This is a genomic window from Streptomyces sp. NPDC047049, assembly GCF_040643995.1.
Classification (GTDB): Bacteria; Actinomycetota; Actinomycetes; order Streptomycetales; family Streptomycetaceae; genus Streptomyces; species Streptomyces mooreae.
Genome location: NZ_JBEYVM010000001.1, coordinates 532122 through 546947 on the forward strand (window position 1 = coordinate 532122; position 14826 = coordinate 546947).

The window sequence follows — 14826 nt, forward strand, 5'->3', positions numbered from 1 at the left end:
TCCGTCAGCAGTCCGTCCCGTTCAGCAGATCACGGACGTTCCCCCTCAGGAGGCAGAAGGAATGAGAGCGAACGAGGCCGGCGAACCGCGCCGCCCGGCCCCCGCCACCGAAGCGGGTATCCGATGACGGCGCAGCACGAGGACGCCGGGACGGACGCGGCAGCCCCGTCCGCGGCCACCGGCGCGCCCGCCGCCCGCCGCAGGGGCCTGTCCGTCTTCTGGCGCTACTGGACCGCGTCCACGGTCAGCCAGGCGGGTGACGCGGTCACCACCGTCGCCCTGCCGCTGCTGGCCGTGGGGGCGCTGCAGGCCTCGGCGTTCGAGGTGAGCCTGCTGCCGGCCGCGCAGTACGCCGCCTGGATCGCGATCGGGCTGCCGGCCGGGGTCATCGTGCAGCGCCTCCCGCTGCGCGGCACCCAGGTGGTGATGGACCTCCTCCGGGCGGCCGCCATCGTCTCGGTGCCGGTGGCCTACGCGCTGGGCGTCCTGCACCTGGCGCAGCTCGTCGTCGTCGCGCTGGTCATCGGCCTGGCGACGGTGGTCTTCGACGTCGGCAACTCGACGTTCCTCCCCACGATCGTCAGCAAGGACGAGCTGACCGCGCGCAACAGCCTCTCCTCCGCCTCCACTTCGGCGACCCAGCTGGGCGGTCCCTCGCTCGGCGGCGTGCTCGTGCAGTTCTGCGGTGCGGCCCTGAGCCTCGTCGTCGACGCCGTCAGCTACCTGGTCTCGGCCCTGCTCCTGTGGAGCCTGCCCAGGGCCGCCCCTCCCAAGGCGCCGGCGGAGCGCGAGTCGACCGTGGCGCTGATCAAGGAGGGCTGGCGTTTCGTGGCCCACCACACGGTGATCCGTCCCTGTGCGGCGGCCGCGACGCTGACCAACTTCATCCTCGGCGGCCTCATGGCGCTGACGCCCGTCTTCCTCGTGCGGACGCTGCACGCCCCCGCGAGCCTCGTCGGCCTCCTGATCGCCGCCGAGGGCCTGGGCAGCCTGGTCGGGGCGACGCTCACCACCCGGCTCGTGAACCGGCTGGGCAGCGCCCGCACCCTGGTGTACGGCACGTTCGCCGGCGCGGCGTGCGCCCTCCTGATGCCGCTGGCGCAGGCGGGCTGGGGGCTGCTCCTCTTCGCCCTGGGCAGCATGGGCTTCGGGGCCGCGGCAGTGGTCATGAGCATCCTCACCCGCACCCACCGGCAGACGGTGACCCCCCTCGACCTGCTGCCCCGTGTCATGGCCACCGTGCGCTTCATCTCCTGGGGAGCCATCCCCGTCGGCGCGCTGGTGGCCGGCGGCGCGGCCACCGCACTGGGCAACCGGGGCGCCGTCTGGGTGATGTGCGCGCTGGCCTTCCTGGCGCCGCTGGCGTTGTGGAGCAGCCCCATCCGGCGGATGCGCGACCTGGCCTGACGGCCCCGGCCGGAGCCGGACACCCGGTGCACGGCGTACGCCAACGGGCCGTGTCCCGCCGCCTGTACGGGGCGGGACACGGCCCGTCGGCGTGCCCGGTGAGGTGCCCGTGGCCGGTGGCCGGGCCGGTGCGTCAGGCCGTGGTGCCGCCGCCGTGTTCGTCGGCCTCGGCCTGCTTGGCCTGGATCTCCGGGTCGAGCGAGGCGCCCTGGCTGCCGTCGACCGAGCTCAGCCGTTCGCGGTCGCTGACCTCGGTGGGGGCCGGCGGCTCGACCAGCCAGTCCGGGTTGGCCTGCTTGTCCCACCACTTCCAGGCGGCGACCGCGCCGCCGGCCAGGATGCCCAGCACGGTGAGGCGCTTGGCGAGCTTGCCGCACTTGGCCCGCCGGCTGTGCTTCTTCTGGAGCTTGGCGATCTCGGCCGCCGTCACCTGGCCGCGGAGGGCGGCGAGCGCGGCGGTGCCGCGGGCGAGGGCTTCGTCGCGTACCGGTTCGGCCGCGGCGCGCGCGTGGGTCACGGCGTTCTCCAGCCGCGGCGCCGTGTAATCGGCCGCCTGGCGGGCCGCCTTGCGGGTCCGGCAGGCCGCCCGGGTCGCCGCCGCGTCCACCTTGGGCGGCAGGGTGCCACGGGCGTGCTCGATACGCGGGTGCAGATGGGTGTCGTACTGCGTACGTGCCTGGTGGGCGGCCTCGGCCACCTTGGGAGCCGCTCGCGTCCGGGCCTCGTGAGCGAAGTGCACGGCGGCGTCCTTGGCCGTACCGGCATAAGGAGCTACCACCTCCGCGGCGTGCCGCACGCTGTCCTTGGCCGTACCGGTCGCGGCGCGCACGCTGTCCTTGCGGGTCACGGGATCCTCCTCCTCGGTGGCGTATCCGGGGCTTGGGGGCTGTTCCCCCGTGTCTGCTGTATCGCCTGTCCACCCGTTTGAAGATCATGCCCGCTCATGCGTCGTACGGCATGTGCGAGCGGGCATCCGGGTCATTGCAGACGTTCCGGAGCCTTGTGGACGACAATGCCACGATTTCCCGCTCCGGGCGGTGGAAAACCGTACGAAGAGCATCAGCGGCGGCGGCCGGACGGCGCGCACGCCGCGGCGCGAGGGGCGTGCAGGGGCGTGGCGGTGCCATGGCGGGGCCGTGGCGGGGCGGGGGCGAAACGCGGCGCGGAGCTCGGCGAGCGGCCGCGGTCGGGCCCTGGGAGGGCCGGTCCGTGCGAGGATCAGGAACCGTCAGCGAAGACTTATGGAAGGTAGATCGTGGCTGAGCAGCTCTACGCCACCCTGAAGACCAACCAGGGCGACATCGAGATTCGGCTCCTGCCGAACCATGCCCCCAAAACGGTCAAGAACTTCGTCGAGCTCGCCAAGGGCGAGCGGGAGTGGACCCACCCGGCGACCGGCAAGAAGTCCACGGACCGGCTGTACGACGGCACCGTCTTCCACCGGGTGATCAGCGGTTTCATGATCCAGGGCGGCGACCCGCTGGGCAACGGTACCGGTGGCCCCGGTTACGAGTTCGGGGACGAGTTCCACCCCGACCTGGCCTTCAACAAGCCGTACCTGCTGGCCATGGCCAACGCCGGTCCGGGCACCAACGGCTCGCAGTTCTTCATCACCGTCGGCGCGACGGCGTGGCTGACCGGCAAGCACACCATCTTCGGTGAGGTCAGCAACGAGGCGAGCAAGAAGGTCGTCGACGCCATCGCCGGCACCCAGACCAACCCGAGCACCGACCGTCCCGTCAAGGACGTCGTCATCGAGTCGGTGGTCGTCGAGACCCGCTGAGCCGCGTTGCGCCCCGGCCGGGTCCGGGGAACCATTGCGCCCCGCCCGGTCGTACATCAGGCGGGGCGCGAGGCTCGTCCGGAACGGGGCCGGGCGGGGTGACGCATGGACGCGCCCGGACGGAGAAGAGGACGAGGGACGGATGACCCAGGTGCCAGGCAGCCCGCACACGCCGCAGGACGCGCAGGGCGACGACGGCCTGCCCGGCTGCTCCCGCCACCCCGACCGCCCGACCGGCGTCCGCTGCACCCGCTGTGAGCAGCCGATATGCCCGGAGTGCATGGTCAGCGCCTCGGTCGGCTTCCAGTGCCCGTCCTGTGTCCGCACCGGCAGCGGCACCGGCCACCCGCCGGGGGCGACGGCTCCGCGCACTCTCGCGGGCGGCACCCTCGCGGCCGATCCGCGGCTGATCACCAAGATCCTGCTGGGCCTGAACGCCGCGGTCTTCCTCGCCGTCCTGCTGAACGGTGGCGAAACGGGCTGGCTGCTCAGCCGTCTCGACCTGGTGGGGCTCGCCGCCGACCCGGGGCAGTTCCGGCTGGTCGGTGTCGCGGAAGGCCAGTGGTACCGCCTGCTGACCGCGATGTTCCTGCACGCACAGATCGCCCACTTCGCGTTCAACATGCTCTCGCTGTGGTGGCTGGGACCTCCGCTGGAGGCGGCGCTCGGCCGGCTGCGGTTCATCGCGCTCTATCTGCTCGCCGGCCTGGGCGGCAGCGCCCTGTCGTATCTCCTCGCCGCGCAGAACCAGCCCTCGCTGGGTGCGTCCGGCGCGATCTTCGGCCTGCTCGGTGCGACCGCGGTGCTGCTGCGGCGGCTGAATTACGACATGAAGCCGGTGCTGATCCTGCTCGGCCTCAACTTGGTCTTCACGTTCCTGTGGCCGAACATCTCCTGGCAGGCCCATGTCGGCGGCCTGGTGGTGGGCGCCGCGGTGGCGTTCGGGATGGTGCACGCGCCGCGCCACCGCCGGACCCTGGTGCACCTCGCGACCTGCCTGGCCGCCCTGCTCGCGATCATCGCGGTGGTGTGGGTACGGACCCTTCAGCTGCTGGGCTGACGGGCCTGTACCGGCACGTTGTCCACAGTGCGTGGCCGATCTTGTGCATGCTGTGCGAAACCCTTGTCCCGGCCCGCCTGACCTGCGTTTCCCCAGTAAGGATGCGGGGAGAAGCAGGCCGGGGGAGGGTGCCGCCGATCACACCGGCGTCAACCTCCGGAAGGTTATCCACAGATCTTCTGAAGTTTTCCCCGGCTGTGGATAACCGTGTGGATGGCCTTGGGCAGGGCTTGCGCTACTTCCACTGCGTGGATACGCCGAAGCCCACCGCGATGAAGCCGAAGCCGCACACGATGTTCCAGTTGCCCATGGCGCCGATCGGCAGATCACCCTCGGACACGTAGAACATCACGATCCACACCAGCCCGATGAGGAACATCGCCAGCATCAGCGGCGCCACCCAACCACGCCCTGAGTTCATCTTCAGGTTGGTGGTCTTCGCCGGCGGCGGCGTGAAGTCGTCCTTCTTCTTGCGGATCCGTGACTTCGGCACGAGGAACTCTCCTGTCGATGCGCTGCTCCCCCGCTCTCTGCTTGGCGCCGGCGGGCGGTGCCCCATCCGCGGGGAGGGTCGAGGGGTGCGCCGGGGCACGGACGCGGTGGGGAGCGGATTCCTTTTCCCGGGCGTCCGTTAGCGTAGTGCTTCCGAGGCGCCGTAAGGAGTAAGGGTACGTTGAGCAATTCCGCTGACTCCCCCCACCGCGCCCGCCTGCGGCCCGTGCGGTTCCTCACCCTCATCGTGTTCGCACTCGCCGGGCTGCTGTTCTGGCTGAGCTTCGACACCGCACGGGGCACCAACCTGCGCTCGGACGACTCGATGCTGCGGATGTCCGACCTCATCCAGGAGCGCAGCCACAAGAACGGCGCCCAGGACGAGCGCAACGCCACCCTGCGCGCGGAGGTCGACGCCCTCGCGCGGCGCGACAACGGCAACTCCCAGGCCGAGGAAGCCAAGGTCAAGGCGCTGGAGAAGAACGCCGGCACCAAGCCGCTCAAGGGCCAGGGCGTGACGGTCACCCTGACCGACGCCCCGCCGAACGCCACCGCCAAGATCCCCGGGGTGCCCCAGCCGCAGCCCAACGACCTGGTCATCCACCAGCAGGACCTGCAGGCCGTGGTGAACGCCCTGTGGCAGGGCGGCGCCAAGGGCATCAGGGTCATGGACCAGCGGCTGATCTCCACCAGCGCGGTGCGCTGCGTCGGCAACACCCTGATCCTCCAGGGCCGGGTCTACTCCCCGCCGTACAAGGTCACCGCCGTCGGCGACCGCGAGGCCCTCACCAACGCGCTGACCGCCTCCCCCGCCATCCAGAACTACCTCCAGTACGTGAACGCCTACGGCCTGGGCTGGAAAGTCGACCAGCACGAGGCGGTGACTCTTCCCGGCTACTCCGGCACAGTGGATCTGCACTACGCACAGCCTGTGAAGCCGTAGCCCGCACGCCGCGGGGCGGCGGGAGGGGCGGGGGCCGGATGACGCTGCGGGGCCGGACGGCGGTGCGGTGGATCGCGTGGACGCTCAGCGAAATCTGCGTCACCGCCGGCGCGCTGATCGTCCTGTTCGTGATCTATATCCTCTTCTGGACCGGCGTACGGGCCGACAGCGCCATGGCCGGTGAGATCGGCAAGCTCCGGCACCAGTGGTCCACGGCCCCGGCCACCGCACCCGGCGGCACACCGGCTCCCGGCGCGAAGCCGGCCCCCGGCGGCACCCCCGCCCCCGGCGCGCGGCCCCGCCGCTACGCACCGGGCGCTTCCTTCGCCGTGATGTACATCCCGCGTCTGGGCGCCGACTGGGTCAAGCCCGTCCTCGAAGGCACCGCGCCCGACGTCCTCCAGCGCGGCCTGGGACATTACGGCCGTACCGCGCACCTCGGGGAGACCGGCAACTTCTCCGTCGCCGGCCACCGCCGCACGTACGGCGACCCTTTCAAGGACTTCCCCCGGCTGCGCCCCGGTGACGCCGTGGTGCTCACCGACGGCGCGACCTGGTACACCTACCGCATCGACCGCCGGCCCTATACGACGCTGCCCGGCGACATCGGGGTGATTGACCCCGTACCGCCGAAGTCCGGATTCCACGGCCCCGGCCGCTATCTCACGCTCACGACCTGCGAGCCGGAATGGGGCCACAGCCACCGGCTGATCGCCTGGGGACACCTCGATTCCACCCAACCCGTGGCGCAGGGAAGGCCATCGGCTTTGACCGGCTGACCCACCTGTGCCCGCCCTCGCCCCTTACTCTGGTGTCGCAATCGTCATCGTCATCGGCATCGGCAAGGGGACAGCGACAGCATGTACGGCTGGATCTGGCGGCATCTGCCGGGCAACACCTGGGTGAAGGCACTGATTTCCCTGGTGCTCGCGCTGGCGGTCGTTTTCGTACTCTTCCAGTACGTCTTTCCGTGGGCGGAGCCGCTGCTCCCCTTCAATGACGTCACTGTCGACCAAGGGATGGCAGCCGTCCGATGACCGCACGGATTCTCGTCGTCGACAACTACGACAGCTTCGTCTTCAACCTCGTCCAGTACCTCTACCAACTGGGTGCCGAATGCGAGGTGCTGCGCAACGACGAGGTCGAGCCGCGGCATGCGCGGGACGGCTTCGACGGCGTGCTGCTGTCCCCCGGGCCCGGCACCCCCGAGCAGGCCGGCGTCTGCGTCGACATGGTCCGGCACTGCGCGGACACCGGCGTCCCGGTCTTCGGTGTGTGCCTGGGCATGCAGTCGATGGCGGTCGCGTACGGCGGCGTGGTGGACCGGGCGCCCGAGCTGCTGCACGGCAAGACCTCGCCCGTCCTCCACGAGGGCGCCGGGGTCTTCGCCGGCCTGCCCTCCCCGTTCACCGCCACCCGCTACCACTCCCTCGCCGTCGAGCCCGACACCGTCCCCGATGAACTGCTCGTCACCTCCTGGACGGAGGCCGAGGAGGTCCCCGGCGGGCGGATCGTGATGGGTCTGCGGCACCGCGAACTGCCGGTCGAGGGCGTGCAGTTCCACCCCGAGTCGGTGCTGACGGAGTGGGGGCACCGGATGCTGGCCAACTGGCTCGTCGAATGCGGCGACGAGGGAGCGGTGGAGCGCTCCACGGGGCTGGCCCCGGTGGTCGGCAAGGCCGGCGCGTGACCGACCTACGCCCCGAGCGTGAAGGGAGATCCTCCGAGCCGGACGGTTCGCCACGGTCCTACGGGCCGCAGCAGTCGTACGGGCCGCAGGAACCGCAGGGATCACCGGATCCGTACGGGTACCCCGATGCGTTCGAGGCGGCGGTGGAACAGCTCGACGACCCGCTGAACGATCCACTGCCGGGCCGGGTGGCACCACCGGCACCCGCTCCGTACGGGCAGCCGGGCCGGGGGCGACGGCGGGGCAAGGCGGCTGAGGAGGGCGGGAGCCAGGGCTCACCGTGGTTCCGCCCGCATCTGGAGCCGGAGAGGCCGTCCCGGACGGACGGCCAGGGCCACGGCTCCGAGACGGCCCCCTACGGCCAGGAAGCCGGCCCCGGCTACGCCGCCCGCCCCGCGGTGACCGACTCGATATCCCGGCCGTATGCCCCACCGGAGACGCCGGTACCGCCCGCTCCCGCGCCCGCCGCGCGCCCCGACTCCGCCGTCAGCTCCGCGCCGGCCGCGCGCCCCGCGCCGGCCGCTGCCCCGCCATGGCAGGGCGACAACGAGACCATGGCGCTGCGTCAGGCGGAGAAGCCCGGTGAGGAAGCCGTTTCACGTGAAACGGACGCCGCGGTTTCACGTGAAACCGAGACCTCGGCAGCCACCGTGGCGTCGACTCCGGCATCCGGCGGCCGGGCGGCCCGGCGGAAGGCCGCTCAGGAGGCCGCCAAGCGCGGCGGGCGGCGCGGGCGCCACAGCGGCGCGGCCGCCGCCACAGCAGCCGCTGGGACCTCCTCTGGAACGGCGCCCGCCCCCATGTCCCGGCTGGAGGCCCGGCAGGCCGCGCGCGCCGCCAAGGACAGCCCCAGCCTGATCGCCAGCCGCGCGCTGGGCGAAGTGTTCATCACCCTCGGCGTGCTGATGCTGCTGTTCGTCACCTATCAGCTCTGGTGGACGAATGTGAGGGCCGAAGAGGAGGCGGGCGGCGCTGCCACCAACCTGCAGCACGAGTGGGACAAGGGCGGCGGCGAGAAGAAGAATCTCGCGGACGGTGAGCGCTTCGGGATCATGTACATCCCGAAGCTGGATGTGAAGGCCCCGATAGCCGAGGGCATCGACAAGCACCGTGTGCTGGACCACGGCATGGTCGGTCACTACGACAAGAACAGCGGGATCAAGACGGCGATGCCCTGGGACAAGAAGGGCAACTTCGCGGTGGCGGCGCATCGCAACACGCACGGCGAGCCGTTCCGCTACGTCAACAAGCTCACCAAGGGCGACAAGATCGTCGTCGAGACGAAGAGCTCGTACTACACCTACGAGATGGAGAGCATCCTCCCGCAGACCTCTCCGAGCAACACCAGCGTGATCGGTCCCGTGCCGCCCGGGTCGGGATTCACCGGCCCCGGCCGCTACATCACCCTGACGACCTGTACCCCGGAATTCACCAGTACCTATCGGATGATCGTCTGGGGCAAGATGGTCGACGAGCGGCCGCGGAGCAAGGGCAAACCGGATGCGCTCGCCGGCTGAGTGAACACAAGAGGGGTGCTGCGCGGTGACTGCAACCGGAACCGACGAGGAATGCAAGCGGTCCGCGCCACCACCCGAGCCGCGCCGGGTGCTCCGGGCCATCGCCGCCGTCGTCAGCGTCATCGGTGAGCTGCTGATCACGGCCGGGGTCATCCTGGGCCTGTTCGTCGCCTACTCGCTGTGGTGGACCAATGTCCTCGCCGACCGCGCCGCGCACCAGCAGGGCGACCAGGTCCGCAAGCACTGGGCGAGCAACGGCCCCAAGGGCCCGGGGAAGCTGGACACCAAGGACGGCATCGGCTTTCTGCACGTGCCGGCGATGGACAACGGCGAGGTCCTGGTCAAGAAGGGCACCGACGCCGACATCCTGAACGAGGGCGTGGCCGGTTACTACACCAAGCCGGTCAAGTCGGAGCTGCCGGAGGACAAGAAGGGCAACTTCACCCTAGCCGCGCACCGTGACGGCCACGGCGCGAAGTTCCACAACATCGACAAGCTCAAGGACAGCGACCCGATCGTCTTCGAGACGAAGGACACCTGGTACGTCTACAAGGTGTTCGCGACGCTGCCCGAGACCTCGAAGTACAACGTGGACGTCCTCGACGACATCCCGAAGGAATCCGGCAAGCGCAAGGCGGGCCGCTTCATCACCCTCACGACCTGCACCCCGGTCTACACCTCGAACTACCGCTTCATCGTCTGGGGCGAGCTGGAACGCACCGAGAAGGTCGATGCGGACCGCACACCCCCCAAGGAACTCCGCTAGCCGCCCCGGGGCAGGCCCGGCCCGCTCCCACGCGCCCAAGAGCCTGCCCGAGACCCGCGCGCGGCCCCCTGTGTGCGGTGCGGACAACGAAGAAGCCCCGGCACCCTTCCCAGGGTGCCGGGGCTTCGTACTTCCTCGTCGCGGGGACCGCTAGTGGTTGCCGCCGAAGGCTCCGCCGAAGATGCCGCCTCCGCCGTCGTCACCGCCGCCGCCACCGCCACCGCCACCGCCGATGGTGGTCAGCGTCACGGTGGTGGTCTTGGGATCGGACGGCGTGTTGGCCTGCGGGTCCTGGTTGATGACGCGGGCGTTGTCGTCCTGCGGACTGCCGCCGGCGAGCGAGACGTTGGTGAAGCCGGCCTGCTGAAGCGCCTTCTTCGCATCCTTCAGCTTCTGCCCGACCACACCCGGAACCGGTGTCTGAGCGCCCGCCTTGCCGACCGTGAGGGTCACGGTGGAGTTCACCTTGGCGTTGGTGTTGCCCGCCGGAGTCTGGTCGAGCACCTTGCCGACCTGGTTGGGGTCGGGGGTTTCCTGCTCGCTCTTGGCGACCGTGAAGCCCAGGTCCTGCAGCTGCTTCTGGGCCGCGGCGAAGTCCTGGCCCTTGACGTCGGGGACCTGCTTCTTCGGGCTCTCCGTGGCGATCGACAGCGTGATCTTCGCGTCCTTGGTCCGCTGCGAGTTCGCCGCCGGGTTCTGGTCCGCGACGGTGCCGGGCTCACGGTCGGAGACCATGGGCTTGCTCTCGATGTTTGTGAAGCCCTTTTCCTTGAGGTCCGAGCGCGCCTTGTCCTCGGTCAGACCCGTGACGCTGGGCACCGAGATCTTCTCCTGGCCCGTGCACAGCGTGACCGTGACGGTCTCGTCCTTGTCGATCTCCTTGCCGGGCTTCGGGCTCTGCTCGGTGACCTGGCCCTTCTTGACGTTGTCGCAGGCCTTGCGGCCCCCCTCGGTGACCTTGAAGCTGCCGTTCCTGCCGAACGACTTGGCTTCCTGGAGGGTCTTGCCGACGAGGTTGGGCACCGGCGTCTTGCCGCCCGGGCTCTTGCCGGTGAACATCGCCTTGCCGATGAAGATCGCACCGACCAGGACGAGGACGGCCGCCAGCACCAGCAGGATCGTCGAGGTGTTGCTCTTCTTCTGGCCGCCGCCACGGCGCCGGTCGCCGCGGTCGTCGTAGCCGTAGCCCCCGTCGTCCGGGTTCATCGGCGGCAGCATGGAGGTCTGGCCGGCCGGGTCCTGCGGCCGCAGCATGGTGGTCGGCTGGTCCTGGTCGTAGCCGCCCGCGGCCATGCCGGAGCTCGCCGCCACCGGCTGCCCGTCCAGCGCCGCCTCGATGTCGGCCCGCATCTCGTCGGCCGACTGGTAGCGGTAGTCGGGGTCCTTGACCAGCGCCTTCAGGACGATGGCGTCCATCTCCGGCGTGATCTCGGGGTCGAAGTTGCTGGGCTTCTGGGGCTCCTCGCGGACATGCTGGTAGGCCACCGCGACCGGTGAGTCACCGACGAACGGCGGCCGGACGGTCAGCAGCTCGTAGAGCAGACAGCCGGTGGAGTACAGGTCGGAGCGGGCGTCGACCTGCTCGCCCTTGGCCTGCTCGGGGGAGAGGTACTGCGCCGTGCCGATGACCGCCGCGGTCTGCGTCATCGTCATACCGGCATCGCCCATGGCCCGGGCGATGCCGAAGTCCATGACCTTGACCTGGCCGGTGCGCGTCAGCATGACGTTGGCCGGCTTGATGTCGCGGTGGACGATGCCGGCCCGGTGGGAGTACTCCAGCGCCTGGAGGACACCGGTGGTCATCTCCAGCGACCGCTCGGGCAGCAGCTTTCTTCCGGAGTGCAGAAGCTCACGCAGCGTGGAGCCGTCGACGTACTCCATGACGATGTAGGGGATCGAGACACCGTCGACGTAGTCCTCGCCGGTGTCGTAGACCGCGACGATCGACGGATGGTTCAGCGAGGCGGCCGACTGGGCCTCACGGCGGAACCGGGCCTGGAAGGACGGGTCACGGGCGAGGTCCACCCGCAGCGTCTTCACAGCTACGGTGCGGCCCAGGCGGGTGTCATGCGCGAGGTACACCTCGGCCATGCCACCGCGGCCGAGCACCGAGCCCAGCTCGTACCGGCCGCCGAGGCGACGCGGCTCTTCCATAAGCTTCTCCAGCCCTCTCCGTCAGTCCCGACCGCACCGGTGTGTGGTCCGGCGGTGTGCTGTCCGGGCATACCGTACCCGGCACGCCGCACCGGACCGGGCCGGTGCCGCAACCTGATACGTGACCGGTATTGGCATGGCCCGCGTCACTTCTCGCCTTCGAGTACCGCCTGCATGACGCGCTTCGCGACCGGAGCGGCAAGCTTTCCGCCGGCGATGTCGTCGCGAAGAGTGTCGGATCCCTCAATGACGACCGCGACCGCGACGGGGGTGCCCTTGTCGGTCTTCGCGTAGGAAATGAACCAGGCGTACGGATTGTCCTTGTTGTTCTCGCCGTGCTGGGCGGTACCGGTCTTTCCGCCGACGATGACGCCCGGGATCTGGGCGTTGGTTCCCGTGCCCTGCTTGACCACGGTCTCCATGATGCTCTGCACCTTCTGGGCGTTCTCCGCGCTCAGCGGCCGGCTCATCTCCTGCGGCGTGTGCTTCTGGACCACATTGAGGTTCGGCGCGACCAGCTGGTCGACCATGTACGGCTTCATCAGCTTGCCGCCGTTGGCGACCGCCGAGGCGACCATGGCCATCTGCAGCGGCGTGGCGCGGTTGGAGGCCTGGCCGATGCCCGCCATGGCGTTCTGCGGCCGGTTGTCCTCGGGGTAGAAGCTCTCCGCGGCGCGGACCGGAGTGTTGATCCCCGGGTCGTTGAAGCCGAACTTCTCCGCCTCGGCCTTCATCTTCTTGTTGCCGAGGTCCGCGCTGATCTTGCCGAACACCGTGTTGCAGGACCAGCGCAGCGCCTCCCGCAGAGTGGCGTCCTCGCAGGGGATGTTGCCCTCGTTCTTCAGCTCGATGCCCGAGGTGTCGGGGAGCGTGTAGGGCAGCGGCGACCTGGTCTTGGTGTCGACGTCCGTGTAGAGGCCGTTCTGCAGCGCCGCCGAGGCCGTGACGACCTTGAAGGTGGAGCCGGGCGGGTAGGTCTGGCGCAGCGCCCGGTTGAGCATCGGCTCGTCGGGGTCGTTCTTCTTCTGCAGCCCGTTGTACGCCTCGGCGTCCTTGTTGCTCATCCCCGCGAAGGTGGACGGGTCGTACGACGGGGTGCTGGCCAGCGCCAGGATCGCGCCGGTCTCCGGGTTGATCGCGGCGACCGCGCCCTTCTGCTTGCCCAGGCCGTCGTAGGCGGCCTTCTGGGCCTTGGCGTCGAGGGTGGTCACCACGTTGCCGCCCTTCTGCTTGCTGCCGGTGAACATGTCGACCGTGCGGCTGAAGAAGAGCCTGTCGTCGGTGCCGCTGAGGATGCCGTCGTTCAGCTTCTCGAGCTGGTTGGCGTCGAAGGCCTGCGAGGCGTAGCCGGTGACCGGCGCCCACATCTTGCCGTTCTTGTACGTGCGCTTGTACTTGAAGTCGCCGCTGTCGGTGGTCGTGGAGCCGGTGATGGCCTTGCCGTCGACGATGATGTTGCCGCGCGGGGTGCTGTAGCGCTCGATGGCGACCCGGCGGTTGTGCGGATCGTTCTTGAGCTGGTCACCCTCGACGAACTGCACCCAGTTGACGCGGACCAGCAGAGCGAGGACGAGCAGGCCGCAGAAGATCGCGACCCGGCGCAGGGGCTTGTTCACGGGCGGACCACCTGGGTCATCTCGGCATCGGTGGACGGGGCGGGAGCCGGCGCCGGACGGCGCGCGGTGTCGCTGATCCGGAGCAGGATCGCGACCAGTGCCCAGTTGGCGATCACGGACGAGCCACCCTGGGCGAGGAACGGCATCGTCATACCCGTCAGGGGGATCAGGCCCGTCACACCGCCGGCGACGACGAAGACCTGCAGCGCGAAGGCGCCGGAGAGGCCGATCGACAGCAGCTTGCCGAACGGGTCGCGGGCGGCCAGCGCCGTGCGGATGCCGCGCTCGATCAGCAGGCCGTACAGCAGCAGGATGGCCATCAGCCCGGCCAGGCCGACCTCCTCGCCGACCGTGGCGAGAATGTAGTCACTCTTCGGCGCGATACCCAGGATGAGGCGGGAGTAGCCCTGTCCCAGACCGGAGCCGAGGATGCCGCCCGACCCGAAGGAGTACATGGCCTGGGCGGTCTCGGTGACACCGCCGTTGGCCAGCTCTAGCGGGTTGAGCCAGTTGTGGACACGGGTCTGGACGTGCGACTCGAACGTCGCCACCGCGACCGCGCCGCCGGCGCTGAGCAGCAGGCCGAACACGATCCAGCTGGTGCGCTCGGTGGCCACGTACAGCATCACGACGAACAGGCCGAAGAACAGCAGCGAGGTGCCCAGGTCGGTCTCGAAGACCAGGATCATCAGGCTGAGCGCCCAGATGACGAGAATGGGGCCGAGGTCACGGCCGCGGGGGAGGTAGAGCCCCATGAAGCGGCGGCTGGCCAGCGCCAGCGCATCGCGCTTCACCATCAGGTAGCCGGCGAAGAAGATCGCAATGATGATCTTCGCGAACTCACCGGGCTGCAGCGAGCCGAGACCCGGGATCGTGATCCAGATCTTCGCGCCGTTCACACCGGGGAAGAACACCGGAGCGACCAGCAGGACCAGCGCCACCACCATCGAGATGTAGGTGTAGCGCTGCAGGACACGGTGGTCCTTGAGGAAGATCAGGATGGCGAGGAAGAAGGCGACACCGAGTGTCGACCACATCAGCTGGTTGGGCGCCATCGCCTTGCCCAGCGAGGGCTCCTGGTCCAGCCGCCAGATGAAGATCAGTCCCAGCCCGTTGAGCAGGGTGGCGATGGGCAGCATCAGCGGGTCCGCGTACGGCGCCCACTTGCGGACGACGAGATGCGCGACGCCCGCCAGCAGGCCCAGGCCCAGGCTGTAGCCCAGTACGCCGGCGGGCACCGAACCGTCCTTCGCCAGGCCGACGTTGACGTAGGCGAACACCGGAATCAGCACCGCGAAGACGAGCATCGCCAGCTCGGTGTTGCGGCGGCTCGGGGCTCCGATGGTGCCGATGGTGGTGGTGTTGGTGGTGCTGCTGCTCATGAGATCTACGGCCCCC

14 protein-coding genes are annotated in these 14826 nt (G+C 69.6%); 9 read left to right on the plus strand and 5 right to left on the minus strand.

The genetic code is table 11. The annotated features are described in order from the left end of the window. Positions 1-123: 123 nt before the first annotated feature. Positions 124-1407, plus strand: coding sequence for an MFS transporter (locus tag ABZ851_RS02505; RefSeq protein WP_361120987.1), 1284 nt, complete (start codon positions 124-126; stop codon positions 1405-1407). A 133-nt stretch (positions 1408-1540) separates the two neighbouring features. Here the strand turns inward: ABZ851_RS02505 and ABZ851_RS02510 are convergent, their stop codons facing one another. Further along, positions 1541-2254 (minus strand): DUF5324 family protein, encoded by a 714-nt coding sequence (locus ABZ851_RS02510; RefSeq protein ID WP_361120990.1) that lies wholly within the window; start codon positions 2252-2254, stop codon positions 1541-1543. A gap of 408 nt (positions 2255-2662) precedes the next feature. On the opposite strand from ABZ851_RS02510, the gene ABZ851_RS02515 reads away from it, so the two are divergent. Both ABZ851_RS02515 and ABZ851_RS02520 read left to right on the plus strand, forming a co-directional pair. After that, positions 2663-3190, plus strand: coding sequence for a peptidylprolyl isomerase (locus tag ABZ851_RS02515; RefSeq protein ID WP_088798795.1), 528 nt, complete (start codon positions 2663-2665; stop codon positions 3188-3190). Between the two features lie 142 nt (positions 3191-3332). Further along, the gene (locus tag ABZ851_RS02520) at positions 3333-4250 is read left to right on the plus strand and encodes a rhomboid family intramembrane serine protease (RefSeq protein ID WP_361120994.1); all 918 of its coding nucleotides are present in this window, start codon (positions 3333-3335) and stop codon (positions 4248-4250) included. Between the two features lie 235 nt (positions 4251-4485). On the opposite strand, the gene crgA is transcribed toward ABZ851_RS02520, so the two are convergent. Further along, the gene (gene crgA, locus ABZ851_RS02525; RefSeq protein WP_088798793.1) at positions 4486-4743 is read right to left on the minus strand and encodes a cell division protein CrgA; all 258 of its coding nucleotides are present in this window, start codon (positions 4741-4743) and stop codon (positions 4486-4488) included. Between the two features lie 180 nt (positions 4744-4923). Here crgA and ABZ851_RS02530 point away from each other — a divergent pair, with 180 nt between their 5' ends. The 6 genes from ABZ851_RS02530 (at position 4924) to ABZ851_RS02555 (ending at position 9658) form a co-directional block, all read left to right on the plus strand. Beyond that, positions 4924-5685, plus strand: coding sequence for a DUF881 domain-containing protein (locus tag ABZ851_RS02530; RefSeq protein ID WP_361120997.1), 762 nt, complete (start codon positions 4924-4926; stop codon positions 5683-5685). A gap of 38 nt (positions 5686-5723) precedes the next feature. Then, complete coding sequence (locus ABZ851_RS02535) at positions 5724-6464, plus strand: class E sortase (RefSeq protein WP_361121000.1); 741 nt, start codon at positions 5724-5726, stop codon at positions 6462-6464. An 81-nt stretch (positions 6465-6545) separates the two neighbouring features. Next, a complete protein-coding gene (locus ABZ851_RS02540) occupies positions 6546-6722 on the plus strand; it encodes a hypothetical protein (RefSeq protein ID WP_006604449.1) in 177 nt (58 codons plus the stop codon). Then, entirely contained in the window at positions 6719-7375 is a 657-nt protein-coding gene (locus ABZ851_RS02545) for an aminodeoxychorismate/anthranilate synthase component II (protein WP_311623133.1), read from the plus strand. The genes ABZ851_RS02540 and ABZ851_RS02545 overlap by 4 nt, the downstream gene beginning before the upstream one ends. Continuing rightward, complete coding sequence (locus ABZ851_RS02550) at positions 7372-8892, plus strand: class E sortase (RefSeq protein ID WP_361121004.1); 1521 nt, start codon at positions 7372-7374, stop codon at positions 8890-8892. Before ABZ851_RS02545 ends, ABZ851_RS02550 begins: the two co-directional genes overlap by 4 nt. A 25-nt stretch (positions 8893-8917) precedes the next feature. Next, the gene (locus ABZ851_RS02555; RefSeq protein ID WP_361121007.1) at positions 8918-9658 is read left to right on the plus strand and encodes a class E sortase; all 741 of its coding nucleotides are present in this window, start codon (positions 8918-8920) and stop codon (positions 9656-9658) included. A 150-nt stretch (positions 9659-9808) separates the two neighbouring features. Here the strand turns inward: ABZ851_RS02555 and pknB are convergent, their stop codons facing one another. The 3 genes from pknB to ABZ851_RS02570 all read right to left on the minus strand — a co-directional run bounded on the left by pknB (position 9809) and on the right by ABZ851_RS02570 (position 14810). Further along, positions 9809-11812 (minus strand): Stk1 family PASTA domain-containing Ser/Thr kinase, encoded by a 2004-nt coding sequence (gene pknB / locus ABZ851_RS02560; RefSeq protein WP_361121009.1) that lies wholly within the window; start codon positions 11810-11812, stop codon positions 9809-9811. Between the two features lie 146 nt (positions 11813-11958). After that, positions 11959-13428: a penicillin-binding transpeptidase domain-containing protein gene (locus ABZ851_RS02565; RefSeq protein WP_361121012.1), complete on the minus strand. Its 1470-nt coding sequence runs from the start codon at positions 13426-13428 to the stop codon at positions 11959-11961. Next, positions 13425-14810: an FtsW/RodA/SpoVE family cell cycle protein gene (locus ABZ851_RS02570; protein WP_093492245.1), complete on the minus strand. Its 1386-nt coding sequence runs from the start codon at positions 14808-14810 to the stop codon at positions 13425-13427. The genes ABZ851_RS02565 and ABZ851_RS02570 overlap by 4 nt, the downstream gene beginning before the upstream one ends. Positions 14811-14826 lie beyond the last annotated feature (16 nt).

Bases quoted from the DNA above. Each gene is read 5' to 3' on its own strand.
- ABZ851_RS02505 (WP_361120987.1), top strand. From the start codon at position 124: ATGACGGCGCAGCACGAGGACGCCGGGACGGACGCGGCAGCCCCGTCC.
- ABZ851_RS02520 (WP_361120994.1), top strand. From the start codon at position 3,333: ATGACCCAGGTGCCAGGCAGCCCGCACACGCCGCAGGACGCGCAGGGC.
- ABZ851_RS02535 (WP_361121000.1), top strand. From the start codon at position 5,724: ATGACGCTGCGGGGCCGGACGGCGGTGCGGTGGATCGCGTGGACGCTC.
- ABZ851_RS02540 (WP_006604449.1), top strand. From the start codon at position 6,546: ATGTACGGCTGGATCTGGCGGCATCTGCCGGGCAACACCTGGGTGAAG.
- ABZ851_RS02545 (WP_311623133.1), top strand. From the start codon at position 6,719: ATGACCGCACGGATTCTCGTCGTCGACAACTACGACAGCTTCGTCTTC.
- pknB (WP_361121009.1), bottom strand. From the start codon at position 11,812: ATGGAAGAGCCGCGTCGCCTCGGCGGCCGGTACGAGCTGGGCTCGGTG.
- ABZ851_RS02570 (WP_093492245.1), bottom strand. From the start codon at position 14,810: ATGAGCAGCAGCACCACCAACACCACCACCATCGGCACCATCGGAGCC.